The sequence below is a fragment of the Flavisolibacter ginsengiterrae DSM 18136 genome, assembly GCF_059568575.1.
This window is the reverse complement of sequence record NZ_JCANTR010000015.1, coordinates 79462-105941: the sequence shown is the minus strand read 5'-3', so window position 1 is coordinate 105941 and position 26480 is coordinate 79462. Positions and strand designations below refer to the sequence as shown.

Below are 26480 nucleotides of genomic sequence, written 5' to 3'. Positions count from 1 at the left end.
CTGGTTACCCGAACCCGCAGAAGAAGTAAGTGTTACACTCCCACCTGCACAAAATGTAAGAGGACCGCCTGCACTGATAGTGGGTGTGGCTGGTGTGGGGTTCACCACCACGGTAGTACCGGCAGATGCTGCTGATGGACATCCCGAAGCACTGGTGGTAACAACAGTATAAGTACCACTTGCATTGGCTGAATAGGTTGTATTGGTAGCACCACTGATCAACGTACCATTGTTGTACCACTGGTTACCCGAACCCGCAGAAGAAGTAAGTGTTACACTCCCACCTGCACAAAATGTAAGAGGACTGCTTGCACTGATAGTGGGTGTAGGAGGTGTAGGATTCACAATAAGGTCTCTTGAACAGTTGCTACTTCCAGTGGCATCTGTCACAACTACAGTATAAGTACCTGCAAGATTAATTGGTCCTGTACTTTGACCAGAACTTGTAAATCCTCCCGGGCCTGTCCAACTGTACGTTGCACCGGTAACTAATTCGGCAGTAAAAGAAGTTGTTTCACCTTCACAAATAATATTTGAGCCTGTAATATTACATGGTGGATCTGCAACCGCTTTATCGGCTTTTGATGAAAGTAAAAAAGCTGTATTTCCAAGCGTTTTAAAATTTATATTATACCTACCTAAAGTACTATATATAAAACTGGCATTAATATTTCTAAGACCTGGTTGCTGGGAAAACAAATTATTTGAAAACAAGAAACAAACTATTGGGAAAACCAATAAGAGAAACATCCGTGAAGACACAACTCTTTCACAGCGGTACTGGCTTAGCTCATATATTCCTTCCGGCCCGCGCTTCATGGGGTTTGATAAACTGGTGGCGTTTATAAGTCGGTTAAAACTGTTTAAAATAGAGATATACTTTGCACAGGAATAAGGAATCTTCAGTCGTTCTGTAGGATTGTTTTGGCGTAATTAATTCTGGCTGATCTGTGATCAGCAGGTTTTAAAAATCAATAATTGGAACAACTCGAAATGGTTTAAAAAGGATTGGCAGTTGAAGTATGAAACTTTATACCTTTTTAGTATTCAGGAGAAGCATCTGTCGTGTAAAACCTTTCCATGATTTTCCAGGAAGGATAACGGAAATTTTTATAAGGAAGATTTTCAAAAGGACATCATGGATGCAGGGACAAATAACGAAATTTATTTCGTTGATTCCTAATATTTACAGCTCTTTTTACAACTCTGCAATAAAGGTCATAAATATTTAGACATCAATTACTTACAATATACTAAATAATTGTTTATTAGCCTAAGTTGAAGGTGACTCTAATCCAACATTCAACAAGTGGCTGGTTTTTTAGCTACATCATAGCTATAATGGAGTATACTAAACCCAACTTAAGTGTTTATGCTTATCCGAAAAACATAAATAAGGATGCTGAAATTCAAAACAAATTCATGTGAAAGATCAATTCGTACCAAATCTTATTGACCCATTGGCAAAACTGGCTTTCCCTATATGGTTCTTTTCATTGGTGGTTAGGCTGGAGGCGGCAAACAGGTACAGGTCGGCACCGGAAGTGCTTTTATCAATGACCGTATTGATCATATAAACCTGGGCGGATGCGGAACTGGTATGCAAGCCTGCCCCTGAAGATCCAAAGCCTGTGGCAGCATTGTTCAGCAAGGTGCAGTTGGAAAGATATAATTCCCTGTTTTCCTTTTCTGCTTCCTGGCTGATAGCACCTCCATTTAGGGCCGTATTAAAATAAAAAGTGCAGTTGGCTATATCTGCGCCATCAATTTCCAGGGCGCCCCCATCCTTATCGGCACTGTTGCGCAAAAAAAGGCAGTTATTAAAAGTAGGTACAGAGCCGGATATGAAAACGGCGCCCCCATTGTGCTGGTTCAATGATTGGTTGCCGGTAAAACTGCAGGAGATAAACGTGCTGGTACCCGGACCTTCCATATAAAGAGCGCCCCCGTTGCCATTGGCGGCTACATTATTATCAAACCCTGAATTCCTGGTAAAACAATCTCCACCCTTATTGGCCAGGTAAATACCTCCGCCGCTTCCATTATTAGCGATATTATTTTCCAGCAGGGAATTATTAAGTGAAAGTGTGGTTTCCGATCCCAATAAAGCTATAGCCCCGCCGGAAGCTCCCGGAAGCTCAGCATCACAATGCTTCAGTGAAACGTAATTCAATGTCAATGATGTATGGGAACCATCAACCAAAATTCCTCCCCCGTTTCCCTTCCAGGGAGTTGGATCTGCTTTTTCCACTCCATGCTGTATGGTGAGGTATTCTAAAACTACTTTGGCGCCTCCTGTAATATAGAAAAGCCGGTGCTTAGCCTGACCTCTTTCGGCATGTGCCTGTAAAATGGTCACTGCCTGTCCCAGACCACGGATCAACAGGTCTTTGGAAACAGCAATATTGTTTTCAGTAAATGTTCCCTCCACATTGAGTAAGATGGTGTCGCCCTTATTGGCGGCATTTATGGCTTGCTGGATAGTAGAATAAGAACAGCCCGAAGTGCAGACCCTTAGCTCTCTTGCAAAAATGGAGGAGCTAACGATAAGGAGCAGGTTAAAAAACAAAAAACGTGTAAGACCGCTTTTCATGGATTTGGCTTCTGCGGGTAAAATACAACAATAGAAATGGAGATTGCAATAACCAGCGGGATTTTATTTGTCAATAAGTGAAACTATATAGCATCCTGTAATTCTACCAGGATGCATATGCGATAATTTACTAAGTAATTTTCCTTAGACTCTATTCCTGCCAAAGCAATTATTAATTGCTTACAATAGTTGTAAAGTTATAAAAGCTGCATAGTCCAGGCATAGTAAAGGCATACCAACGGCATACCTGGTGCATGAGGAGTGCATGAAATTCGTATTTCTACTATGAAATAAAAATTTCGATAGCATCAGCCATATTTAAGTCTCATAGCTATTACTAAACTACCTGAGGCCTTCCTACTCCAGGTCTGAAGTATAGCTGCCCCCTATCTACTCCCTACCTACGGTATAGATACTGCGTGGTGATCACGCAGTATCTATACCGTAGCTATACTGCAGGTAGGGCGCTGGTATACTGTAGATAGGGAGAAGGAGGGGAATATCGAACAATAGAACAAGGAATTTCGAATGGTGAAGTGGAGTTAGATTGGAGAGGCATTGTTTATAGCTGTCCTGGCATAGGTTGAAAGAGGAATAATGATCAATGAGCAATGCTCAATGTTCAATGTTCAATGAGGGGAAAAGGAGTAAGGATCAATTGGTTAGAGAGGAAAACGGACAAAAACGGTCAAATCGGTCAAAAGCGGACATTACCGGTCAAATCGGTCAAAAACGGCCAAAACGGACATAGGGGTTTTGAACTGAGAGGGATTTTCAAAAACTTGCAGCTATTAAAATCTAATACCAGTTATGGCCAGGCAAGTAGGATACGTTACAGCAACAGGCACCGTGGATGGTGACACCAACTTTTATAAGGATGTGGAATGGGGATTTTTGGTAAGAATGCTTCCGGGGGTAAGCAGTAAGCGCTTCTGGAAGGATCCTGCCTTTGAAGGAAGTAGGAGAAGCGCTGAGAGGTTTGGTACAGGCAATATCATCTCTTCGATCCTCTACCGCTTTGTACCGGTTAAAAGAAGGTACAGGCAGTTGTTTAAACAGGTAAGGACCATAGCCATTGTTTGTTTAAAGCAGGGAATGGATAAACCAGGGGTATTCACAGCCCTGCATACCTTCCTTACTGAGCAAAAGCGTACTTCTTTAACCAATGAGCAGTTTACGTTTCTTCTCTCTTCCTTTGAACAGGAGCTGGCAGGAAGGCTCAAAGAGCCAAAGCGGGAGAAGGTAAAGAAGATGAAGAACAAGCTGGAGATTACAGTGAAAGCACCCCTTAGTGCAGAAGACACCGAGTACTTACAATTGTACATGGATGATTATGACTGGACCATCAGGTTTCAGGGAGACTTTCCAGCTGATTACCAGGTACCACTGTTTTTGCTTAAGCATGTAGCATAGAAGCAGTTTCGGTTTATTGTTAGATAGGATGTCCATACCAAAATTACACAGACCATTTTTCCAACCATTGGCTTATTTTTCATAGGGTATTTATCACTCTTTGGTAATCAAGCCATTCTTAAATGCCAGGAGAGCCACCTTTCAATAGCTTAAGAGTAAAAAATGTTCATATTTATTTCAACTTATAACCTAATAATATTGCTTTATCAATATATTGTTTTGACTTTTCAATATCACCACGGGCCTTATATATTTGCGCCAAATTATAATAAGCCACTGCACTTTGGGGATTTAATTCAATTACTTTATTGAAATATAACATTGCATTTTCCACTTCACCTTTGCTTAAATATGAAGAAGCAAGCATAGAATAGGCGGTCTCATTATTAGGGTTTAAAGAAACAGTATGTTTTAATACATTAACAGCATCATCAAATTTTTTCAATAAAAAAAGTGATGACCCCAAATAATAATTTAATTCTTCATCATCAGGTCCATATTTTTTCCCTTGACTTAAGTATAGGAAAGCTGAATCTGGTTTATTTTCAACTAAATAGATATATCCCAAATTCGATGAAGCATTATAAAAAGCTGGAGCAATTTCAATTGCTTTTTTTAAATAAACTTTAGCTAAATTGAAAGTGTCAGCTTTATCTTTCTTATTGGAAATATAAGCAGTTTGCAGAACTAAAGAGTTACCCAATAATTCATTTGCAGTAGCACTATTTTTTGAAATATGAATGTCGTGACTGTAAATAGTTAAAGTATTTTTCCAATCTTGATTCCGATCGAAAATTTTAATTGAATACAGTATTACAACGCCACTTATTACGAATACTATTGCTTTATTTTTTGAATGAAAATTTAAAACACTTTTGCTTCCATTTCTTAAAGCATCTGGACTAAATAATTTTAATAAAAAATAAGTGAAAATAATACAAAAACCGAAGGAGGGAATATACATAAACCTTTCTGCCATTGAAGATCCTCCAAGAAAAAAAATATTTGACACTGGAGACAGACTAATTAAATAAAATAAAATACCAAAAGAAATAATACTTCTCTTTTTAAAATAAAAAATAGAAAAACAGAAAATCATAAAATAGAAAAGGAAGCCGATTAACGCCAGAGGATCATTAAATGTCTTAATTTCTATTTGAGCATAATTATAATCGCAGGTTAAAGGATGGGGAAATATTAACAATCCAACATATCGGATTAATATATAAAATGCAGTTGCATACTTGCTAGAAATATTGGGTGCAGCATACAAAGTATTATTTAATGCAGATGTTTGTGTTATAATATTTTGATGCAAGTCTGTAAATACAATTGCTCTTAAAACTAACCAGAAGGTGGTTATAATCACCAACAAAATTGAAATCGGAATTATAATTTTTTTCTTGAAACAATCACTGAAAAAGTAAATTATGAGTGGGATGATAACTAAAAATGCTATACCTGTTTCTTTTGATGTTAAAGTGAGAAAATAAAAAAGTCCACCCAAAAGAAATGAAATCTTTGATTTTGTATAAATAAATTTCCATAGAAATAATATTGAACAAACTGCAAATAAGAAACAAAGAATTTCGTCAAGGCTTTTAATATTATTTACTACTTCAGTATGTAAGGGATGAGCTATATAAAGAAAAGTACATAAAAAAGGAACTATTTCATTGTAGGTATTAAATATTTTACATAATAAAATAAATAAAACAAAACCAGTTAGAGCATATAAAATCACATTGATTAAATGATAGGTGTGCGGATTATTCGGAGAAATTTCCCAAATCAAAGCGTATACTATTAAAGATGTAGGTCGATATATTGGACCTCTTAAGTCATCCTTTCCAGAACCATACCAATAATCTGTTTTCAATATAGTAGGTATTCCAGCGATACCCATTGTTGTAACCCTATTTTTATCCACCACATTATGATCATCTAACGTATATTCATGACTTAGGGTTTGGGCATATAATAGGAATGCAAAAATTGCAATAATAAGACCCAAATAAGTTTGCATTTTTTTTGATCTTAAGCCTTCAATATTTTCTATTATTGGCTTTTGATTAGATTTTTTGATAGGTACTGAGCTTTTCCTTATTTGTTTCTTTTTCATCAAATAATCTATTAATAGATGGCTATTGATAAATCCTCTTTATCAATAATTTTATATCTTATAATCCAAATACGAAACTAAAATTGAATTTTAAATATTGCAATATTTTATAAGATAAATATTGTTACAATAATTGTTGAATATAACCGCTGTACCATTACGCAAAGAACAAATTAAATCGCAGTTAATAACATTATAGAATATATTTTCAAAGGACTTTCACTTAACTACAATTAAATACATTTATTAAAAATACTATTCAGATATGAAGGATTTAAAAAGGTAACTTTTTTCTTATGCAATTATTTAGTAAGTGAAAGTGTTATTTCGCGAAATTCTCTAGCCTGAGAAAAGCTAAATGTTTCTGGGGCTTTTGCATTGGCTAATTATAAATGTCCTTTCTAAAGCGGGAAATACTTTACAATTAGAAACTTGTTCATTAAAATCTTTCTACCCATGAAATAGAATATATGTTTTATTAAATGCTCTATAGAAATAATATAGGTTCTGAATAGAAAAAAAGCAAAAAAAGCATTTACAAGAAGATGCCATCCTAAACCAATTGTTTTTGCTACTATATATGCCAATGCAAGTGGCAGGTAAAATGCTTAAATAGTTAAGTTAGAACTCTACTCTGTTTAATGACACGGTCTATCACATTCTATTTTACACTTTCCAATTATAAATAACACAATAGCAATAGCGCCTTTCTGTCTAGGGATATAACATTTTTAAAAATTGTCTTCCAACTAATGAACTACAACTTCAAACTATAAACTATTAAATGTCAGAACCCCTGCGCAAACAGGGGCTCTGAAAACTAAACTGCTTATATGAGAAAACTGCAGTTTAAATTTACTTATATTTTATAACAATCTGACGGAATATTATTTAAATAATTAAATCATTGTAAACCAGTACGTTCACCTATTCTTCCAACAACTCATCCTGGGCGTCCTTTTGCAGCGACAAAAAGATCATCAGCAACCCGAAAGCCAGAAATACGCCCCCGCACCATCCGTTAATCTCCTGCCCGGTTTCTGTTGTAACGAGAGCATAAACCAGTAACAAAATGCCCGCAATGGAGAAGAAGGCACCAATAACAAACCGCAGGTCAAATAATTTATTCATAACAAGTTTTTAATAGAAGATAATATTAAATACCACGGTAATGATCACCACAATGACACCGAGCCACAATGGATTTTTATACCAAACCTTGGCAGCATCTCTTTGCCTGGGTGTAAGGCTGTAAACCAGGCCAATTAATTCAGCTTCCGCCTTTGGCTTGGTAAGTAAACTGATCAGCGCTGTCATCACCAGGCAAACAATAAATGCGATACCGGCGATGGTAAACGCCTGGCTGGTCCCGGAGTAAAATTCGTGCACATTACCTAACCATCCGCCCTTACCTTCTGCCATTGTCAATCCATGTGTAATCGCAGCCGAAGCTGTACCACAAAGCAATCCCCAGAATGCGCCGTTTGATGTTGTACGTTTCCAAAACATGCCTAAAAAGAAGGTGGCAAATAAGGGTGCATTCACAAATGAAAACACCAGTTGCAGCAGGTCCATGATACTATTGAATCCACGGGCTACATAGGCAGTGGCAATAGAGATAAGGATGCCGGCAACGGTGCTGGCTTTTCCCACATTCAGGTAATGTTTTTCAGAAGCGTTTTTTTTAATGTGCGACTGGTAAATATCATAGGTCCACACGGTATTGAAGGCTGTCACATTTCCCGCCATGCCTGACATGAAGGAGGCGATCAGCGCGGTAATGCCAACACCCAATATTCCACTGGGATACAATTTTGACAACAACAGCGGCAATGTCATGTTATAATCAATGTCACCACTGGGATTTTTAGGCAATTCAAAACCTGTAAACTGGTTTTGTAAGGCCAGGATAATAATACCAGGAAGTATAACCACTGCAGGCATAATGATCTTGGGCATAGCCGCAATGATTGGTGTACGGCGTGCAGAGTTTAAATTTCGGGAGATCATGGCACGCTGTACTACGAGAAAATCTGTACACCAGTAACCAAAGGCCAATACAAAGCCCAGTCCGAATACAAGACTAAAGGCATCAACCCCCATTGGATTGGTGGAAGCACTACCCATGCCTTTCCATAAATGCAGCTTAGCATTATCCACATTATGTATAAGGCCCTGCAGTCCACCTGCTTTTTGAAGCCCTATATACACTAACGGTGCTATACCCAGCACGATCAGAAAGAACTGCAGCACTTCATTGTATACAGCACTGGTCAATCCGCCGAGATAAGTATAGATCAACACAATACCCGCGGCCACCCAGATGCACACATCAAAATCCCAACCCAGGAAAGCCTGCATCAGCATGGCCAGGGCATATAATGAAATGCCAGAAGAAAAGACCGTCATGACAGCAAACGTCAATGCATTGAAGGTTCTTGTCTTTTCATCAAAGCGTAGCTTTAAATATTCCGGCACACTGCGTGCCTTGCTGCCGTAATAAAAAGGCATCATATAAATGCCAAGAAATACCATGGCAAAGGCTGCACCCAGCCAGTAAAAATGCGCTGTGTATAAGCCGTATTTAGCACCACTGGCTGCCATACCCAACACTTCCTGTGCACCTAGGTTGGCAGAGATAAAAGCTAAAGATGTGATCCAAAGTGGAATGCTCCTGTTACTCATAAGGAAGTCATTGCTCGTCTTCATTCTTCGCTTGAGCAAGAAACCAATCCCGATGACAAAAAGAAAATACAATACAATGATCGCGTAATCAATAAGATGTAAGGACATGCGGTTTTAAAAATTGTTTGTAATGATAAGTGATTTTCATAAGAATGCTGATAGCATCGACCTGTTTTTGTCTTGAAAACAAAAACTTGCCAATATTATTACATAGCTGCAATAAAGGGAGCTAACAAAAATCAGGAACAGTAACTACACTGGTCAGGAAATTACCGGCGCCTGCGCAGGATGACTGCTGAACTTTTTTTCATATCCCCTGCGAAGCGGACATCATACCGTTGATCTCCATCCTGGATGATCAGCAACCCTGTATTGGGAGGTATTGAACCCAGGTTCTCTGCATACATCACCAGTTGCAGCGAGTCGCCCATGTCTGGTGTAACGGGGATGGTTGCACGTATGGCATTGGCCGTAAGTCCTTTGCGGGCCAGGATCACCCGCCCATTGAGCACCACGCTCACGGTATCGCCATCAATCGTACCGTTATCATAGATGCTTAATAACAGGCTATCGGATGAAAAGAAAATATTTTGTATCACCTCTGTCTTCCTGTTGGCCAGGGCAGCTGCAGGTGGTGGCACCAGTACAACTCCAGGCTTTTTGATGGTTGCGGGAATTTCTTTTACCAACACCTTTTGTGAAGGTTGGTCTTTGCCGGTAGCATCTTTTGTATTCATTGCAGTAGCAGGAGGTGCAACGACATTTGCTTCTGGTTGCTTTTGAGCAGGCACGGGTTTATTGATAATGGCTAAAGGTTTATCTTCTACCTTCACAGTTGGTAATGTCTTAACCAATTTTTTTTCTGTTGGGCTGTTATTGGAAGGTTTCCATTTATCCCTGGGTTGTGCGGCTGGTTGGCCTTTCACTATTGCAGATTTTTCCTTTTGTTCCGGCAATGTTTCTTCAATGTTTACAGATGTATCCTGTTGAGGCACCGCAGGGTTTTTGGCAACAGCTATAGATTCCTTTTCATTGATTTCCGGGGCAGTCGCAGTTGGTGTTGGAGTTGATTTAGCCATTTCCTTTTGTCCAGGGTTGCTTGAATTATTAGCCTCAGTGGATTTTGAGGAGGCAATGGATCCTTTTGGAGGCTGGGAAGTGGCAAAAGAAAGGGAGGCTAACAAATTCATTTCATCCAGCTTGGAGGTTAGCCTGGTCACCTCATTGTTGTTTCGCTTTTTCAAATGAATAATTCCAGTAAATGCAGCCTTGTCCTGCGAACGGAAATCCAGTGAGCGGGTAAAAAAGCTTCCCTCCAGGACCATATTGCTGTCTCTTCCCCTGGCAACCAGGCTTGCAATCATTTTAATGCGCCGTGGAGGTGTTTTGTAATTATCAAAGACGAGGTCATGATCTTCCAGAGATAAAGCACCTTTTTTCTCTTTAAGCTCTATGGTTTTGATACCGATGTTTTCCGTTTCGTTGAATGTAAAGGCAGTAAGGGCATATCCATTCCATTTATCCCCGTTAGTACTGATCACCACTTCGTAGGGTATCCGAGAACCGGAGCTTTCCAGGTAACCGGTCCAAAGGCCTGTTATATCCTGGGCTTTTAACTGCCAGGGTATGACAAGAAAAACAAGAAAGGGCCATATTGTTTTTTGAAAGCGCATCCTGGTCAGCAAGATAGTGGTTGACAATTATGGAATAAAATAAGGATTAAATCCAAGGGAAAAAGGTTGGCAGTCAAATTTATTTGAGGATAGGGCAAAAAAAGGGGCTAGAATAAAAATTCTGCCCCGAAGTGGTTTAAAGTCCAATATCCTATGAAAAAACCTGGTACAAAGCTATTGAAGCTGCTTACGGCTAACAACCGTGAAAACACCTGGGACCGTAGGTATTATAACGGAGAATGGAGTCGGGAGTCGATAGTCGGCAGTCAGGAGTCAATTGAACCACGGAGGCATGACGGCACGGAGAGGCACAGGAAAGCGAATATCGAACAATAGAACAAGGAATATCGAATGAAGAAGGAAGAGAGGCCACAAAGGCGGAAATACGCGAAGGAATACAAGGTATTGCTGCGCAGGCTTTCAAGGAAAGAGGAACCACAGGGACAAAACGGCACGGAGATGCACAGAGAATGGGAATATTGAACAATAGAACAAGGAATATCGAATGATGAAGGAAGAGAGGCAACAAAGGCGGAAAGACGCGAAGGAACACAAAGTGATTGCTGGGTGTAGTTCCCCAAATATTATATCTTAAATATTAAAAATTACATAGTAATCGTTTTCTTTGCTCATCCATGTCTTTATTCATTTCAGCGCTGGCGTCAGGAAGTAATGGCAATTGCTATTATGTGGGGAATCAACACGAAGCTGTTTTGGTTGATGCAGGTATTACCTGTAAGGAAATTGAAAGGCGTATGGCCAGGCTGCAGCTTAGCATGCAAAAGGTAAAAGCCCTGTTCATCTCCCACGAACATACCGATCATATCAAGGGTGTGGCCAACCTCTCGAAAAAATACAGGATCCCTGTTTACATTACCCCGGACACGCTAAGAAATGGGCGCCTTTTCCTGGAAAAAGAACTCATAAAGGATTTTCGACCGTCGGGTGTCGTTTCCATTGGCGGTCTCACCATAACTGCTTTTCCTAAATGGCATGATGCAGCTGACCCTTATAGCTTCCTGGTCAGTGGTAATGGATTGAATGTGGGCGTATTCACCGATCTGGGTACTACCTGCCCCCAGCTGATCCACCATTTCAGGCAATGCCATGCCGCATTCCTGGAGGCTAATTATGATGACCATATGCTGGACACAGGCGGTTACCCTTATTACCTAAAGCACCGCATCAGGGGAGAAAAAGGTCATTTATCCAATAAACAGGCCCTGGAATTGTTTACTGCTTATCGCCCTGCATACATGAGTCACCTGGTGCTTTCCCATATATCTAAAAACAATAATTGCCCTAAGCTGGTCAATGACCTGTTTAATGCTCACGCCGCAGGGGTAAGGATCATCGTTGCTTCGCGGTATGAAGAAACCAGCGTTTACGCTATTCGGCACAAAACCGAAAAACCAGCAGCTACATTACCGCAAGGCATGCCTTTCCCTCAACTGGAATTTGCTTTTGCCTGAATTTAATTGGTTTGTTTCTTAACGGGGGATGGATCTACCACCAAAAATTCCGGGGGCGATTGAGATTCCCGAATAAGAACAGCATGTTTCTCTTTTAACACCCGCTTGAACCTTCCCAGGTACCCGGGCAAGGATAATTGATCCAATTGAACAGGTATGGAATCAATCATGTCGTTACCTAAAAACATCATTAATTGCATAAGATAGGATATGGAAGAACAAATAAACTGTATTTCCGGTTATTATGCAATAGGTAAATCCATGTATGGCATCTGGTTTTAAATCCTTCATCAACTAAACAGTTGCTGTCTTTGTTAACATCAACACCAGGTCTTCAATACGGAAAGCATTGCATGTCTATAGTTATAAATAGAAGTCGATGTTTATTCGACCCAATCGGGGTCGCATACTGAAATGGCTTTCTTCTTTCTATAAATATGTGATGCCTTTGGCATCAGCTTTCAGGAATTTTTATCCCTGAATAACATGATTATAGAAATAGGGTTGTCTCTTTAATATTCAACACCATCCTATCGTGTTGACACCTTTATTCCGGCAGCATAATATTATATACAGTGTTTAGTCATTAACAATATAAAGCAGCATATATTTTTGATAGCAAAGAAGAAGATATTCCCGGACCAAGCCTCAGAGAGGCGATATTTTGGTAGCAGAAACATTATATTTTGAAGAACAAAGCCCTGTAAGGGCGACATTTTATATAATCATGTGAAAACAATTCACAGGTTTATCTTCCATACTTATGAGAAAATACCTGGAATTTACAGCTAAGAAATGTCGTCCCTCTGGGGCTTTGTGACCCATTCATGATTCCTTCTTCTACCATAATACTGCCCCTACAGGGCTCTCCAATTGTTTCAGGAATGATGGCAATTGTATAGAGTCTTGCCCTCTTCTCTCTGCTATTCTATTATGTCTATGAACTAATATTAACCTAAAGGATCTCTGCGAAACTTGTTAAGCAAGAATGCACAGGCAGGCTGCCTTTAATATTGAAGTCGTTTTTACTTAGTTAAGGGATTGGTTAGGATTTAGCGTGTTTTTATTTTTTATGATTGGTGCCTTTGGCGAGTCACTTTCTTTTGCTGCCCAAAAGAAAGTAACCAAAGAAAAGGGCACCTTGACGCTATTGCTCCGCAAGCGCAAGGGGGTCAACGCACAACAATCTTTACAATATATAGCTTGATACATTTGAATTACAGTCTTTTCCTGACAGTGTTTACTTCATCTCATATAGTTAGATACAGAAAGTTCGATCACGTGATATGCGAAGAGATTGAAGGTGCTGAATTGCGGACGGTGGGCTTCCACCTAAAAGGTTTCAGTAATCGAATTTCCGCAATGAGGCACTGTACCAGTCTGAAATTTTGAAGTGTTTTTGGGTTTCGTTAGATAAATATCAAAGATCTGATTGCAAAGTGAAAGTACCTGGCTTTCTTCTTATCGGATACTTTGAGAAAAGTGCTGCTTCCTATGCGATACTGATTACGCCATGGCGCATAGGTAGGCTGCCATTGGGCACTGAATTCGCAAGCCTCAGAGAGGCGATATTTTGGTAGTAGCAACATTGTATTTTGAAGAACAAAGCCCTGTAAGGGCGACATTTTATATAATCATGTGAAAACAATTCACAGGTTTATCTTCCATATCTATGAGGAAAATACCTGGAATTTACAGCTAAGTAAATGTCGCCCCGCTGGGGCTTTGTGACCCATTCATGATTCCTTCTTCTACAATACCGACCCTACAGGGCTCCTCATCCATTCCCTGATAGAATTGTAACCACATGATCGGACCACATCATGTTCTTATGTTAATTCCGAATCATTCAAAATATAAACCTATGATGCCTTACCATCAGCATTCAGGTATTATTATCCCGAAGGAATAATATACTTATAGAAATAGATCATCTCTTTTTTATTCGACCCCATAGGGGTCGCATTTTATTTAGCATCATTATATCTATAAATATTTACTGCCTTTGGCATCAGCATGCAAGGTTTTCTATTTGACTGGTTTAATGGAATGGTTTAACTCATTCATCAGGTCTATGATCTGCCTGGTGGTCAATATTTGACTGGCAGCATTATTTTCTATGGCTTGTTGTGGCATATAGGATACAGATGCTTCTGCAGGATCCTGCGCTATGGTCATTCCCCCGGCCTCTTTTATCCGGAGCAGTCCTTCTGCCCCATCGGCATTAGCGCCAGATAATAATATGCCCACCAGGGTAGTTCCAAATGCTTCGGCTGCCGTTTCAAAACTGGCATCAATGGCAGGCCGGCTGTAATGGATCTTTTCTGAGAAATCCAGCGAAAAGGTTTGATCCTGTTCTATCAATAGATGATAATCGGCGGGTGCAATATAGATGACGCCCGGGCGTATGGCTTCCTTTTCTTCCGCCTCCCTGACCTCTAAGTTGGTTCTATCGGAAAGTAAACCTGTGAGCAATGAGTCACCACCCCTTCTATGCATGACCAGGACGATGGCATAATCAATATCGCTTCTTAATACCGGCAGGATCTCCAGTATCACTTCAAGACTACCTGCAGAACCCCCGATGATCAATAACTGGTATTTGTTCAGGCTGATGTCTTTCGCCATATCTTTTCTTTATCCAATTGAGTGTATCTTTTTGCAAGAGGAGAAAAACGAAGTGTCTCCTTGGAGCCAAGTGCCAAAAAACCAAGGCCGTCAAGACTTTGATCAAATAAAGCCAGGACACGATCCTGCAAATCCTTATCAAAATAAATGAGCACATTACGGCAAAGGATCAATTGAAATTCATTAAACGAACGATCAGAGACCAGATTATGGGTGGCAAAGATCATTTTCCTGGACAATTCTTTATTGAACAAGGCATGGTCGTATTTGGCGGTATAATAAGTTGAAAAATCAACTGTTCCTCCGGAAAGGATATAATTCTCGGAATATTGTTTCATATTGCCCAGGGGATAGATACCCCTTCGCCCTTTTTCCAATACATCCGGATTGAGATCGGTTGCGTACAAAAGAGATTTATGAAGCAGGTTTGCCTCCTGCAACAGGATGGCCATTGAATACACTTCTTCACCCGTGGAGCAGCCGGCATGCCAGATACGTATAAGTGGATACGTGGCCAGCACTTTCAATACATTTTCTCTTACGTAACGATAAAATGAGGGGTCCCTGAACATCTCGGTAACATTAACAGTGATCTCCTCAACAAATCGCTTCAGGTAGGCCTCGTCGTTTTTTACACGAAAGCGGAATTCGGCAAAAGATGGGAATTTATCGAGCATGAACAGGCGATTGACCCTTCTTTTTAAAGATGCTTTAGAATAATCCGAAAAATCATATCCATACAGATCCATAAGATCTGCAAGCAATTGATTTACTTCCGCATCTTTAATCATGATACCAGTTTAATATTTAGCTAAAAGGTCAAGAAGCATGTCCACATCAATGGGTTTGGAAATATATTCATTAGCACCCGCGTTCAGTGATTTCTCCCTATCCCCCACCATGGCCTGTGCAGTTACAGCAATAATGGGGATACGGGAAATTGCATCTGTAGCTCTTATGGCAGCTATTGCCTGGTATCCATCCATGTCGGGCATCATAATGTCGAGCAATACCACTGCGATGCTTTTATTGTTCTTTAACCGGGTGATGCCTTCCACCGCAGAAAGCGCAGACACCACCTGATATCCCTTTGCCTTTAACACCGCGGATAAGGCAAAAATATTACGGCTGTCATCGTCTATGATCAGGATCGTTTTTTCACTACTCATACTTACATGCTTTTATCATACAGCCATACACGCAACAGGGATAACAACTGGTCCACATCGACGGGTTTCGAAATATAATCTGACGCACCGGCTTTTATACATTTTTCCCTGTCACCTGTCATTGCCTTCGCTGTTACAGCTATTACTGGCAGGTTGCGGAATTTATTATTCTTTCGGATCTCCTGTATGGCAGTGTACCCATCCATTTCAGGCATCATGATATCCATCAGTACTACATCCATATCAGGGTTTTCTTTCAAAACCTGTAAGGCTTCGTTTCCATCTACTGCCGAAAGCACCTTCATCTGTTGTTGTTCCAATGCCTTGGTCAATGAGAAGATGTTTCTCACATCATCATCAACAACCAGAACTTTTTTATTGGCAAGCACTTCATTCAGGGCCCCCAGCCTCCTGTATTTTGCAGGCTGGGTACCGTTAGTATTATTTTCTTCTACCAGGTGCAGGAAAAGTGACACTTCATCAAGGATGCGCTGGAAGGAATGTGCTGTTTTTACCACTATAGAATCTGCATATTGCCTGATCTTCCCTTCCTCTGATTTAGATAAGTTCTTACCTGTGAAAATTATTATGGGCAGGTTTTCCATGCCGGCGCTTTTCTTTAATGCATCCAGGGTTTCATAGGCCTTTTGGTCGGGAATACCCATATCCAGGATCACACAATCCACTTCTTTTTTCTGCAGGTTTTCTACGCCCTGGTCAATGCTACCGGAGATATGTGCATTGACATTTGAAGCTTCCAGGAAATAGGCCAGGGCTTTGGCATGTTTGGGATTCTCCTCTACAATCAGCACTTTTTTATTTTCCTTCATCACTACCTGTTCGATCTTCTTAAAGACCTCCTGCATTTGTTCAAAAGCTATAGGCTTATTAATAAAATCCACGGCACCTTTTTGAAGGCTTTCTTTTTTAGCCTCCAGCGAAGACATAATATGTACGGGTATGTGGCGGGTTTGAATATTTGATTTTAATTCTTCCATCACTTCCCAACCATCTTTTACAGGGAGTTGTAAATCGAGCAGGATACCCACAGGCCTGAACTGAAGTGCCAGGTCAATGCCTTCATCACCTCTAACCGCAACAAGTGCCTTGTACCCGTTTTTATGTGCAAAATCAAGCAAGGCTTTAGCAAAAGCGGTATCATCTTCTATGATCAAAATGGTCTTGTCAGTGGCACTGATAGAGTTCCTGTCATCGGGCACAGGCTCAGGGATTTGATCCGTTTTATATACAGGTTTTACCCGATTATTTACTTCCGGGATTTCCTGTTCCATTTCTGTACCTGCATACTGCCAGTTTTTCTTCTGCTGATCTTTTACAGCTAATTTATATATCGGTACATACACAGTAAACTCACTACCCTTCCCTGGCTCACTTGTTAGTTTTATTTCACCTCCCAGGAGCTTGGCCAATTCACGGCTGATGGACAATCCCAGGCCTGTACCACCATATTTTCTACGAGTGGAACCATCGGCCTGCTGGAAGGCTTCAAAAACAAGGTGTTGTTTGTCCAGTGGGATGCCTATACCGGTATCCTTTACAGAGAACGACAAGAATAAATCGTTCTCCGGAAGAGAGCTGATAGATAAGGTCACTGAACCTTTGGAGGTAAATTTCAATGCATTGGATAAGAGATTTTTCAATACCTGTTCCAGGCGCATTTTATCTGTTTCGATCTGCGATGGTATATTTTCAGCTATATGCACTAACAGGTCCAATCCCCTGTCCTTTGCAATAGGATCGAATAAGGCCTGCATATCATGTACAACTTCATTGATGGAAACAGGTTGGTATTCGAGGTCCATTTTCCCTGCTTCTATTTTCGACAGATCCAGGATCTCGTCAATCAGGGAAAGAAGTCCATTTCCCGAGCTTTGAATTACATGGGCATATTCCACCTGGTCGCTGGAAAGATTTTTTTCACTATTCTCAGAGAGAAGGCGGGAAAGCAGTAATATAGAATTTAAAGGGGTTCTGAGTTCGTGGGACATGTTGGCAAGGAATTCCGATTTATACCTTGTACTCAACTGAAGTTCTTCTGCTTTCTTTTGTATCTCCAGGTTGCGTTCCACTATTACCTGGTTTCTTTCTTCCAGTAAACGGGATCGTTCTTCCAGCTCCTGGTTAGCATGCATCAATTCTTCCTGCTGCACTTTCAACTCTTCTTCCGAAGCCTGCAATTTTTCAGATTGGGCTTCCAGTTCGGCATTGATATTTTCCAGTTCTGAATGTTGTGCCTGCAGCTCCTCTGATTGCGCCTGTGTTTCTTCAAAAAGCTCCTGCAATCTTTCCCTGCTTTTAGCTGACTGAAGTGCCACTGCAATGGCAGGCGCAACCTGCTGAATAAAAGCCAGGGAAGAATCATTAAATGCTCCTATGGTGCCAATTTCAGCGACGCCTTCCACTTTCCCTTCATGTACAAAAGGGATCACCAATATATTCTTAGGCCTTGCCTGCCCGGAAGCAGTTTTTATTTTGACAAATTCATCAGGAACATTATCCAGGTGCATGACCTTACCTTTCTCGGCTGCCTGTCCCAGTAAAGTTTCACCATATTTCAGTTCACGGGGAATATTTTCCAGGCCTGGCACAGCAAATCCACCGGCATAGCGTAGAAAATCATCCTTCGTTATATACATCAATCCTACATCTCCATTAACATAAGTAGTCAGGGCGTCTAATGCATCTTCAGCCAGTGAATTGACATCTTTGTCACCCCGGAGCTGTTCATTGACCAATTCCACGCCAGCCAGCACCCATAATTTTTCCTCATTTTCCTTATTAAATTGCTGCAGGTCATTCTTCATGCGCAGAATGGCATTGCCCAATATATCTTCACTGCTGCGGGGAACAACAGGTACTTCAAACCTGCCACTGCCAATTGCATCTGCGGCCACCGCCAGGGCTTTATTATTGGAATCGATCCGCAGCATGGATTGAGCCAGGTTGCCGATAACATCGTTCGAGTCTTTGCGGATATTGAGCCCGGTGGCCCCTTCTGAAATTTTTTGAGCAGCTAGATTGAGCGATTGCAAAGATTTTGTGACCAATGAAATAATATAGCTCACAAATGCAATAACCACTACTATGCTCAATAATAAATAAATGAGTGTGGCAAACCTTTTGGATCTTTCCTTTTCATAAGTGCCATGAATACCTGCCTGCACATCATTCAATAGTTTAGCCTGCAGTGTCTTCATATCATCTACTGCGGTTGCTGATACAGACCACCATTTTTCCGCATCAAAATTGCTGTCGATCCTGTTATATAGAAACAGGTCATCAACAGTTTTCATTACCGGTTTCAGGGAACCTAAAGAGACCATTTGTTGATAGGCAGCAATAGAAGCCGGCGTGGATTTTACCAAAAATTCTTTCTCATAGCTTTTATAGATCTCGTAAAAATTTTTGGTGTTCTCCATCAAAGAAGAGACTACACTATGTGTATAGAGCTGGTAATAGATGTTTGCTCTTAATCTTCCCATATCTGTTATCATTTCAGATAACAATTTCTGGCCAGCCAGCTCCTTTGCGATTGGTTGAAGAAATACTATGTTATTGGAGGAAATACTGTTTAAGGTATTCAAACGGAAGATGGCATTGTTAAAATAGTTGATGGTTTCATTGGCAGAAATTGATCTGCCATCAAGTTGCCGGCGCATCTCCGATAGGCTGTCAAGAAATGTATAAGATTCAACCTTCAGGTATTGTGAATCATTATCTGCATGAAGACGTTTTAAAGCCGCGTCTGTACGTGGCCGTTGCATCACCAATTCACTGCGCCATTGCTGGGTGAGCGCATAACCAAAACTGTACCTGCGCTCAGATTGCAATTCGCTGATCAGGTTATTGATATTACTAACCTGGTCTACTCGTGACAGGTAGTTTTTTAAGATGGAAAGCTTGTCTGTCTTTTCATTATAGATCTGCAGGGCAAAATAGAACAGCAATGCTAAAGGCAATAGCCCTACAAGTATCAATTTGGCATATAATGGAAGCCTTTTGAAAAATAAGTTCATAAAAGAATTAAGAATGGTGGGCTATGAGATTTTTATCAATGATGGTCCTGGACTCTGCTGGTTGTCGCATGGGTAGTATAATATAAAAGGTAGCGCCTTCTCCCGGTTGACTCCTGGCATCTATCAAGCCATTGTGTTTATCCACAATTTTCTTAGCTATGGCAAGGCCTATACCTGTGCCTTCATATTCTACCTGCGCATTCAGCCTTTGGAAAATGGTAAAGATTTTGTCGCGGTATTGTTCATCAAACCCGATCCCATTGTCAGCGATGGTGATCCTGCAAAAAGATCCGTAAGAAGCAGCAGGACTGTCAAGTATCGGGTCTTTAATGATCTCTGATTGAATATGTATAACGGGTGGAATGCCTGGTCTGGAGAATTTCAGGGCATTGCTCAGGATATTCAGGAATAACTGGTGCATCAATCCAGGAACAACCTCCAGCCTGGGTATGGGTTCCACATTAATGGTGGCCTTTTTTTCCATAATGGTCAGTTCCAGGTCGTTCAATATTTCATCTATGATCCTGTTAATATCAGATATCTCAAATATATCAGCAGCTGATAACCTCGTAAAATTTAAAAGATCACCGATCAGGTTACTCATCCGTTCAGATGAACGCAATATTTTGTTGAGATAGATGCCAATGGTATCATCAAAACTTGCCCTGTCCTTGATAAGGTTACCAAAGAACAGGATCTTCCTCAGTGGCTCTTTCAAATCATGGGAAGCAACGGAGGCGAATTGCTGCAAGTCATGGTTGGTGATCTCCAGTTCCCGGATTATCTCCAGGAGTTCCCTTGTTCTTTCAGCCACTTTAAGTTCCAGCAGTTCGTTCAAAGATTTTTGATGATGGATGTCTGTAAGTGTGCCTACCCATTTTACCAGCTGATCTCCCACCCTAACCGGAATAATCCTTAAAAGGTGGTAGCAAAAGGCACCGGTGAGGAGATCCTTTAAGCGGACCTCAGTTTCAACAGGTTGTCCCTCCCTGATCCATTGATACCATTTTACTTCCAGGTTTCCCTCATCAGGATGTAACACAGGAAAAGTACCCATAGTGGCTGCATACTGAAACCAGCCACTATTGACAAATTCGATCTTGCCCTGCGCATTGGCTGTGAAAGCTATTTGCGGCAATGATTCCAGGGTAGTATGCAATTCATTAACGGTGGCTGTCAACGCCTTTTCCGCCTTCTTCAGCGCATCCGTTTTTTCATAGAGGTTATGAAGGTTGCGCACTTTTAATATCAGGATATCCGGATCGACCGGCTTGGTAATGTAATCCACGCCTCCTGATTCAAATCCCTTGGTCACAAACCGCTTATGGGTATTGACCGCAGATAAGAATATGATGGGAATGTCCCTGGTTTTATTCAGGCTACTGATCGATTCAGCCACTTCAAACCCATCCATTCCAGGCATTTGTACATCCAGGAGGATCAGGGCATAGTTGTTTTTTAAAACTTTTTTTAAAGCTTCCTCCCCGGATTGAGCAGTATCGGTCTGAAAGGAGTTTACCTCCAGTATCTGTTTAAGGGAATAGAGGTTCTCAGGCTTATCGTCTACAATCAGAATCATTGATCCGGGTGTTTGTGGCTTTCAATATAAGTATGGCTGGTCACTTGACCTGAACGCCGAATTTAGACCATTTTACCAAACTAATACCTGACTACCATTTGAAAAGGTGAATCAGAAATATATTGGATAGTCAACTTCATTCTACTTCTGTTGACCTGCTAAATCTTTGTGAGCATACATATAATTGCTTATAAATATAAATACAGACCACGCTATTGCCTTCCGGCCATGACCTGCAAAGTGCGCTGCAATTGGCCATGGTCAAAGGTTTAGACCCTTCTACCTGATAAAAAACATTTAAAAATTTGACTTTCATCATATAATACCAACCTAAACAAATGTCCCTTTATCAAAGAGTTCTTTATCTCAATTACAAAAATTCTATTGTATGGCAATCAAAATCACCGAAGAGTGCATCAACTGTGGTGCATGCGAACCTGAATGTCCGAATAATGCAATTTATGAAGGCGGTATGGGCTGGTCTATTGGAGACCGCACAACTGTTACAGGCAATTATGTATTAAGTGATGGAACCATTGTAGGAGCGGCACAGCGCTTTGAACCTTTAAGTCTTGACACCTATTATGTGGCACCAGAAAAATGCACGGAATGCCAGGGTTTTCATGAATCTCCACAATGTTCAAGTGTTTGTCCTGTAGACTGCTGTGTGCCTGATGAAGCACGCGTTGAAACAACAGAAATATTACTGGCCCGGAAAGAGGCCTTACATTCCTAAAAAAGGAAACAATGGAAACCGTTGAACAAATTAAAGGGAAACAACCGGAGATAAAAGAAGTGGACAAGATCGTTGTCCGCTTCTCCGGCGATTCCGGTGATGGCATGCAACTGACAGGCATGCAGTTTTCTGATACTGCCGCATTATTTGGCAATGACCTGAGCACCTTTCCGGACTACCCATCAGAGATCAGGGCTCCAATAGGCACTGTAGCAGGTGTATCTGGATTCCAGATACATTTTGGCAGCACGGAGATCTATACGCCCGGCGACAGCTTTGATGTGATAGTAGCCATGAATGCAGCAGCCCTGAAGGTTGACCTTCCCAGGCTGAAGCAAGGTGGTATCATCATTGCCAATACACAGGGATTTGACCGTAAGAATCTTGGCCTGGCAAAATACCCGGAAGACATAAACCCTTTAGAAGATGGTTCCCTACAGAATTATACCGTTCATAAAGTTGACATAACCAAACATACACGCGAAAGCTTATCAGGTACTGGCCTGGGGATGAAAGAAATTGAAAGATCCAAGAACATGTTTGTTCTGGGCCTGCTGTTCTGGATGTTTGATAAGCCCCTGGATCATACATTGAAATTCATCAATGAAAAATTTGCTTCCAAACCTGAAATAGCTGATGCCAATACAAAGGCTCTGAATGCAGGATGGAACTTTGGTGAGAACACAGAAGTGTTTACCACGCAATTCAGGGTGGCACCCGCAAAATTACCCCCTGGTGTTTACAGGAATATTACAGGTAATACTGCTACAGCCATAGGTTTGCTGGCAGCCGCCCAAAAAGCAGCCCTGCCTTTATTTATAGGATCCTACCCTATTACACCTGCCACAGATATCCTGCAGGAACTTTCCAAATACAAAACAAACGGGGTAAAGGCCTTCCAGGCAGAAGATGAAATTGCAGGCATATGCTCCGCCATCGGTGCTTCCTATACCGGTAACCTGGCGGTAACAACCACCTCAGGGCCTGGAATGGCGTTAAAGACCGAAGCACTGGGATTGGCAACTATGCTGGAACTGCCCCTGGTGGTAGTAAATGTGCAACGGGGTGGTCCTTCCACCGGCCTGCCAACTAAAACCGAACAGGCCGACCTGTTAATGGCCATGTATGGCCGGCACGGTGAAGCACCATTACCAATATTGGCCGCTACTTCACCTTCCGATTGTTTTGCTACTGTATTTGAAGCATGCAAAATAGCTGTGGAGCACATGACCCCCGTGATATTTTTAAGTGATGGTTATATAGCCAACGGCTCCGAGCCCTGGCGCTTTCCCACAGAGGAAGAACTTGAAAAAATTACAACAAAATTCCTGGCTCAAAAAGACCTGGGTCCTGCCGGACTAATGCCTTATGCCAGAAATGAGTTCCTGGTACGTCCCTGGATAAAACCTGGCACCAAAGGCATGGAACACCGTATAGGTGGACTGGAAAAACAGGATGGAACAGGTAATGTTTCCTATGATCCATTGAACCATGAAAAAATGGTCAGTCTCAGGGCTGCCAAGATCAAGGCAATTGAAGATTTTATTCCTTTAGCTGCTCCTGATTCAGGCAACACTACAGGCAAATTGCTGGTATTGGGATGGGGATCTACCTATGGATCCATAAAATCTGCTGTAACAGAATTGTTGGATAAAGGTTTTGATGTTTCGCATATACAATTGCGGCACATCAATCCATTCCCCAAAAACCTGGGAGAACTGCTGCATAGTTATGATCATGTATTGATACCTGAAATGAACAGCGGGCAACTGTTGCAATTGATAAGGGCCAAATACATGGTGCCTGCCACAGGATTTTCAAAAGTGCAGGGCATGCCATTCACCACCACAGAATTGAAAGATAAAATGCTTGAACTGCTAAAAGCTTAATGTATGGAAACGATTACCAGGAACACAGAAAAATTTACAGCGAAAGACTTTGCTTCTGAGATGGATGTGAAATGGTGTCCCGGCTGCGGGGATTACTCCATATTAAAGCAGGTGCAAACTGTATTCCCTGACCTTGGCATTCCCAAAGAGAACTTTGTATTTATATCAGGCATTGGATGTTCCTCACGCTTTACCTACTACATGGACACGTTTGGAATGCATAGCATACATGGTCGTGCAGCTGCCATAGCTTCAGGCGTCAAAGCCTCTAATCCCGATCTCAGTGTGTGGATCATTTCAGGTGACGGGGATTCTCTTTCTATCGGGGGTAATCATTTCATCCACCTGATGAGGAAGAATTTTGATGTCAACTACCTGTTGTTCAACAACCAGATCTATAGCCTGACAAAGGGTCAATATTCTCCCACATCCGAAAAAGGCAAAGTGACCAAAACCTCGCCTTTTGGATCTATTGAAGAGCCATTTAACCCTTCTGAACTGGCACTGGGAGCCAAGGCTTCTTTTGTGGCCCGCACGCTGGACAGGGATCCCAGGCATATGCAGGAAATATTGAAAAGAGCACACCAGCATAAAGGAACCTCGTTTGTGGAAGTTTACCAGAATTGCCCTGTATTTAATGATGGTGCCTTCTTTGCTTATTCAGATAAAGAAACCAAAAAAGAAGAAAGCATCTACCTGGAACATGGCAAACCCCTCATATTTGGACAAAACAATGAAAAAGGCATTCACCTGGATGGCCTGACTCCTGTAATTGTTGACATGACCCAGGAATGTAACAATGACCTTTGGGTGCATGATGAAAAAGATAAAACAAAGGCAAACCTGATCTCGAGATTCTTCGATACAGAGTTCAATGGAAATCATTTTCCAAGACCGTTTGGAGTCATATTCGCAGAAGAACGACCTACTTATGATGATATCCTGAACCAGCAGATGGAAACATTGTACATACGTAAGGGAAAAGTACCGATGAACAAGATCTTATCAGGCAATAAAACCTGGACAATACTCTAATTCACAATGTGGATATGTATGTCCTTTTTGTGACAGGAATTGAATAACTTACTTGTGGAATCCCAAACCATATTAACGAAACCTGCTTAAAAACTTTATATGGGCCCTATCTCCCTCATAGCACTTACGTTAGCCGCCCTGCTTTTTTCGGCTGGTGGTATACTTGTCGGCAAATTATTTAATAAAGGAAGCAAGAACCTGCAAAAGGGTGAAGCCTACGAATGTGGTATTCCCACCAAGACCTCGCCCTGGCACCAATTCAATGTAGGCTACTATTTGTTTGCCTTGCTGTTCCTGATCTTCGACGTGGAACTGGTATTCCTTTATCCCTGGGCAGTGGTGGTAAAAAAGATCGGTGTCACTGCACTGGTGGAGATCGTGGTATTTATTTTCATTCTATTCATGGGGTTTTTGTATGCCCATAAAAAAGGAGCGCTTAAATGGATGTAAGAGATGAAATAAGAGAAAAAAATAAAGACTTCCCCGGCCAGATCATTGAGGCCCCGGGCGGAGGGATCATTGCGGGTACTTTCCAGGATATAGTAAACTGGGCGCGGTCCAATTCGCTATGGCCTTTGACCTTTGCCACCAGTTGCTGCGGTATAGAAATGATGAGTGTGGCATCATCCAAATATGATTTTTCCCGTTTTGGATTTGAAGTAGCCAGGGCTACTCCCCGCCAGGCAGATGTGATCATCATTGCAGGTACCATTGTAAACAAAATGGCCCCGGTATTAAAAAGATTGTATGACCAGATGGCTGATCCCAAATATGTGATCGCCATGGGGGCATGTGCCATTAGCGGCGGACCATTTTTTTACAATACCTACTCAGTTGTAAAAGGCGCTGACCACGTAATACCCGTAGATGTTTATATACCCGGTTGTCCTCCCAGGCCCGAGGCCTTATTACATGCCCTGATCTCATTACAGGAAAAGATAAAAAGCGGGCTGACAAGGGAACAAGGGATCAATGAAAAATTGTTGTATGACAAAGGATGAACTAAAAGAATCTATAACCATTGCACTTCCAACGGCGGTCTTTGATGAAACCGGCGAATGGTTGAACGTGCAGGTAGAATCCACAGAATGGAAAGCTATGGCACAATGGCTTCGCAGTTCCGTTCTACAGATGGATTACCTGTTCTGCCTGACCTGTATTGACTGGAAAACACTTTTGACAGTGGTGTATCATCTCACCTCCACCTTGCATCGCATACCTATTGTGATCAAGATAAAACTTGACAGGCAGCAACCCCAAGTAGAAACTGTTTCGGATATATGGAGGACAGCAGAATTTCATGAGAGAGAGGTCTTTGAACTATTCGGTGTTCAATTTCTACATCATCCTGACCTGAGGAGATTGATACTGACTGACGATTTTGAAGGATTTCCATTGCGTAAAGATTTTGAAGACCCGGTAAATATGGTAAAATTATAATGATGCACT

Annotated in this window: 20 protein-coding genes; 8 read left to right on the top strand and 12 right to left on the bottom strand. The window is 41.3% G+C overall.

Features of this window, described 5'->3' with window-relative positions; all coding sequences use genetic code 11:
• Together BP74_RS15610 and BP74_RS15605 are read right to left on the bottom strand one after the other, a co-directional pair.
• On the bottom strand, positions 1–714 hold a 714-nt coding region (locus tag BP74_RS15610), incomplete at its 3' end, for an immunoglobulin domain-containing protein (protein WP_496375314.1).
• A 718-nt stretch (positions 715–1432) separates the two neighbouring features.
• Positions 1433–2593: a right-handed parallel beta-helix repeat-containing protein gene (locus BP74_RS15605; RefSeq protein ID WP_496375312.1), complete on the bottom strand. Its 1161-nt coding sequence runs from the start codon at positions 2591–2593 to the stop codon at positions 1433–1435.
• 810 nt (positions 2594–3403) lie between these two features.
• On the opposite strand from BP74_RS15605, the gene BP74_RS15600 reads away from it, so the two are divergent.
• Entirely contained in the window at positions 3404–4006 is a 603-nt protein-coding gene (locus tag BP74_RS15600; protein ID WP_496375310.1) for a hypothetical protein, read from the top strand.
• Positions 4007–4178: 172 nt separating this feature from the next.
• On the opposite strand, the gene BP74_RS15595 is transcribed toward BP74_RS15600, so the two are convergent.
• The 4 genes from BP74_RS15595 to BP74_RS15580 form a co-directional block, all read right to left on the bottom strand.
• Positions 4179–6128 (bottom strand): tetratricopeptide repeat protein, encoded by a 1950-nt coding sequence (locus BP74_RS15595; RefSeq protein ID WP_496375308.1) that lies wholly within the window; start codon positions 6126–6128, stop codon positions 4179–4181.
• 927 nt (positions 6129–7055) lie between these two features.
• The gene (locus BP74_RS15590; RefSeq protein ID WP_496375306.1) at positions 7056–7259 is read right to left on the bottom strand and encodes a hypothetical protein; all 204 of its coding nucleotides are present in this window, start codon (positions 7257–7259) and stop codon (positions 7056–7058) included.
• 9 nt (positions 7260–7268) lie between these two features.
• On the bottom strand, positions 7269–8921 hold the full coding sequence (locus BP74_RS15585) for a sodium:solute symporter family protein (protein WP_496375304.1): 1653 nt from the start codon (positions 8919–8921) through the stop codon (positions 7269–7271).
• Positions 8922–9082: 161 nt separating this feature from the next.
• Positions 9083–10513 (bottom strand): hypothetical protein, encoded by a 1431-nt coding sequence (locus BP74_RS15580; RefSeq protein ID WP_496375302.1) that lies wholly within the window; start codon positions 10511–10513, stop codon positions 9083–9085.
• A gap of 608 nt (positions 10514–11121) precedes the next feature.
• On the opposite strand from BP74_RS15580, the gene BP74_RS15575 reads away from it, so the two are divergent.
• Complete coding sequence (locus BP74_RS15575) at positions 11122–11958, top strand: MBL fold metallo-hydrolase (protein WP_496375300.1); 837 nt, start codon at positions 11122–11124, stop codon at positions 11956–11958.
• A 2-nt stretch (positions 11959–11960) separates the two neighbouring features.
• On the opposite strand, the gene BP74_RS15570 is transcribed toward BP74_RS15575, so the two are convergent.
• The 6 genes from BP74_RS15570 to BP74_RS15545 form a co-directional block, all read right to left on the bottom strand.
• Positions 11961–12158 carry a hypothetical protein gene (locus BP74_RS15570; RefSeq protein ID WP_496375298.1) on the bottom strand — a complete coding sequence of 66 codons (198 nt, stop codon included), beginning with the start codon at positions 12156–12158 and terminating at the stop codon, positions 11961–11963.
• 1828 nt (positions 12159–13986) lie between these two features.
• Positions 13987–14586 carry a chemotaxis protein CheB gene (locus tag BP74_RS15565; protein WP_496375296.1) on the bottom strand — a complete coding sequence of 200 codons (600 nt, stop codon included), beginning with the start codon at positions 14584–14586 and terminating at the stop codon, positions 13987–13989.
• The gene (locus BP74_RS15560; protein WP_496375294.1) at positions 14565–15377 is read right to left on the bottom strand and encodes a CheR family methyltransferase; all 813 of its coding nucleotides are present in this window, start codon (positions 15375–15377) and stop codon (positions 14565–14567) included. The genes BP74_RS15565 and BP74_RS15560 overlap by 22 nt, the downstream gene beginning before the upstream one ends.
• 9 nt (positions 15378–15386) lie before the next feature.
• Positions 15387–15755: a response regulator gene (locus BP74_RS15555; protein ID WP_496375292.1), complete on the bottom strand. Its 369-nt coding sequence runs from the start codon at positions 15753–15755 to the stop codon at positions 15387–15389.
• A 2-nt stretch (positions 15756–15757) separates the two neighbouring features.
• A complete protein-coding gene (locus tag BP74_RS15550; RefSeq protein ID WP_496375290.1) occupies positions 15758–19792 on the bottom strand; it encodes a response regulator in 4035 nt (1344 codons plus the stop codon).
• 7 nt (positions 19793–19799) lie between these two features.
• Entirely contained in the window at positions 19800–21371 is a 1572-nt protein-coding gene (locus BP74_RS15545) for a response regulator (protein ID WP_496375288.1), read from the bottom strand.
• Between the two features lie 388 nt (positions 21372–21759).
• Here BP74_RS15545 and BP74_RS15540 point away from each other — a divergent pair, with 388 nt between their 5' ends.
• The 6 genes from BP74_RS15540 (at position 21760) to BP74_RS15515 (ending at position 26471) form a co-directional block, all read left to right on the top strand.
• Positions 21760–22107: a 4Fe-4S dicluster domain-containing protein gene (locus BP74_RS15540; protein ID WP_496375286.1), complete on the top strand. Its 348-nt coding sequence runs from the start codon at positions 21760–21762 to the stop codon at positions 22105–22107.
• Positions 22108–22118: 11 nt separating this feature from the next.
• A complete protein-coding gene (locus BP74_RS15535) occupies positions 22119–23996 on the top strand; it encodes a 2-oxoacid:acceptor oxidoreductase subunit alpha (protein WP_496375284.1) in 1878 nt (625 codons plus the stop codon).
• Between the two features lie 3 nt (positions 23997–23999).
• Complete coding sequence (locus BP74_RS15530; protein WP_496375282.1) at positions 24000–25031, top strand: 2-oxoacid:ferredoxin oxidoreductase subunit beta; 1032 nt, start codon at positions 24000–24002, stop codon at positions 25029–25031.
• A 99-nt stretch (positions 25032–25130) separates the two neighbouring features.
• Positions 25131–25481 (top strand): NADH-quinone oxidoreductase subunit A, encoded by a 351-nt coding sequence (locus tag BP74_RS15525; protein WP_496375280.1) that lies wholly within the window; start codon positions 25131–25133, stop codon positions 25479–25481.
• On the top strand, positions 25472–26032 hold the full coding sequence (locus BP74_RS15520; protein WP_496375278.1) for an NADH-quinone oxidoreductase subunit B: 561 nt from the start codon (positions 25472–25474) through the stop codon (positions 26030–26032). Before BP74_RS15525 ends, BP74_RS15520 begins: the two co-directional genes overlap by 10 nt.
• Positions 26019–26471 (top strand): NADH-quinone oxidoreductase subunit C, encoded by a 453-nt coding sequence (locus BP74_RS15515; RefSeq protein ID WP_496375276.1) that lies wholly within the window; start codon positions 26019–26021, stop codon positions 26469–26471. Before BP74_RS15520 ends, BP74_RS15515 begins: the two co-directional genes overlap by 14 nt.
• Positions 26472–26480 lie beyond the last annotated feature (9 nt).

Excerpts from the sequence above, each read along its gene's own strand:
- BP74_RS15605 (WP_496375312.1), bottom strand. The coding sequence starts at position 2,593 with ATGAAAAGCGGTCTTACACGTTTTTTGTTTTTTAACCTGCTCCTTATC.
- BP74_RS15600 (WP_496375310.1), top strand. The coding sequence starts at position 3,404 with ATGGCCAGGCAAGTAGGATACGTTACAGCAACAGGCACCGTGGATGGT.
- BP74_RS15595 (WP_496375308.1), bottom strand. The coding sequence starts at position 6,128 with ATGAAAAAGAAACAAATAAGGAAAAGCTCAGTACCTATCAAAAAATCT.
- BP74_RS15590 (WP_496375306.1), bottom strand. The coding sequence starts at position 7,259 with ATGAATAAATTATTTGACCTGCGGTTTGTTATTGGTGCCTTCTTCTCC.
- BP74_RS15585 (WP_496375304.1), bottom strand. The coding sequence starts at position 8,921 with ATGTCCTTACATCTTATTGATTACGCGATCATTGTATTGTATTTTCTT.
- BP74_RS15575 (WP_496375300.1), top strand. The coding sequence starts at position 11,122 with ATGTCTTTATTCATTTCAGCGCTGGCGTCAGGAAGTAATGGCAATTGC.
- BP74_RS15570 (WP_496375298.1), bottom strand. The coding sequence starts at position 12,158 with ATGCAATTAATGATGTTTTTAGGTAACGACATGATTGATTCCATACCT.
- BP74_RS15565 (WP_496375296.1), bottom strand. The coding sequence starts at position 14,586 with ATGGCGAAAGACATCAGCCTGAACAAATACCAGTTATTGATCATCGGG.
- BP74_RS15560 (WP_496375294.1), bottom strand. The coding sequence starts at position 15,377 with ATGATTAAAGATGCGGAAGTAAATCAATTGCTTGCAGATCTTATGGAT.
- BP74_RS15555 (WP_496375292.1), bottom strand. The coding sequence starts at position 15,755 with ATGAGTAGTGAAAAAACGATCCTGATCATAGACGATGACAGCCGTAAT.
- BP74_RS15550 (WP_496375290.1), bottom strand. The coding sequence starts at position 19,792 with ATGAACTTATTTTTCAAAAGGCTTCCATTATATGCCAAATTGATACTT.
- BP74_RS15545 (WP_496375288.1), bottom strand. The coding sequence starts at position 21,371 with ATGATTCTGATTGTAGACGATAAGCCTGAGAACCTCTATTCCCTTAAA.
- BP74_RS15540 (WP_496375286.1), top strand. The coding sequence starts at position 21,760 with ATGGCAATCAAAATCACCGAAGAGTGCATCAACTGTGGTGCATGCGAA.
- BP74_RS15535 (WP_496375284.1), top strand. The coding sequence starts at position 22,119 with ATGGAAACCGTTGAACAAATTAAAGGGAAACAACCGGAGATAAAAGAA.
- BP74_RS15530 (WP_496375282.1), top strand. The coding sequence starts at position 24,000 with ATGGAAACGATTACCAGGAACACAGAAAAATTTACAGCGAAAGACTTT.
- BP74_RS15525 (WP_496375280.1), top strand. The coding sequence starts at position 25,131 with ATGGGCCCTATCTCCCTCATAGCACTTACGTTAGCCGCCCTGCTTTTT.
- BP74_RS15520 (WP_496375278.1), top strand. The coding sequence starts at position 25,472 with ATGGATGTAAGAGATGAAATAAGAGAAAAAAATAAAGACTTCCCCGGC.
- BP74_RS15515 (WP_496375276.1), top strand. The coding sequence starts at position 26,019 with ATGACAAAGGATGAACTAAAAGAATCTATAACCATTGCACTTCCAACG.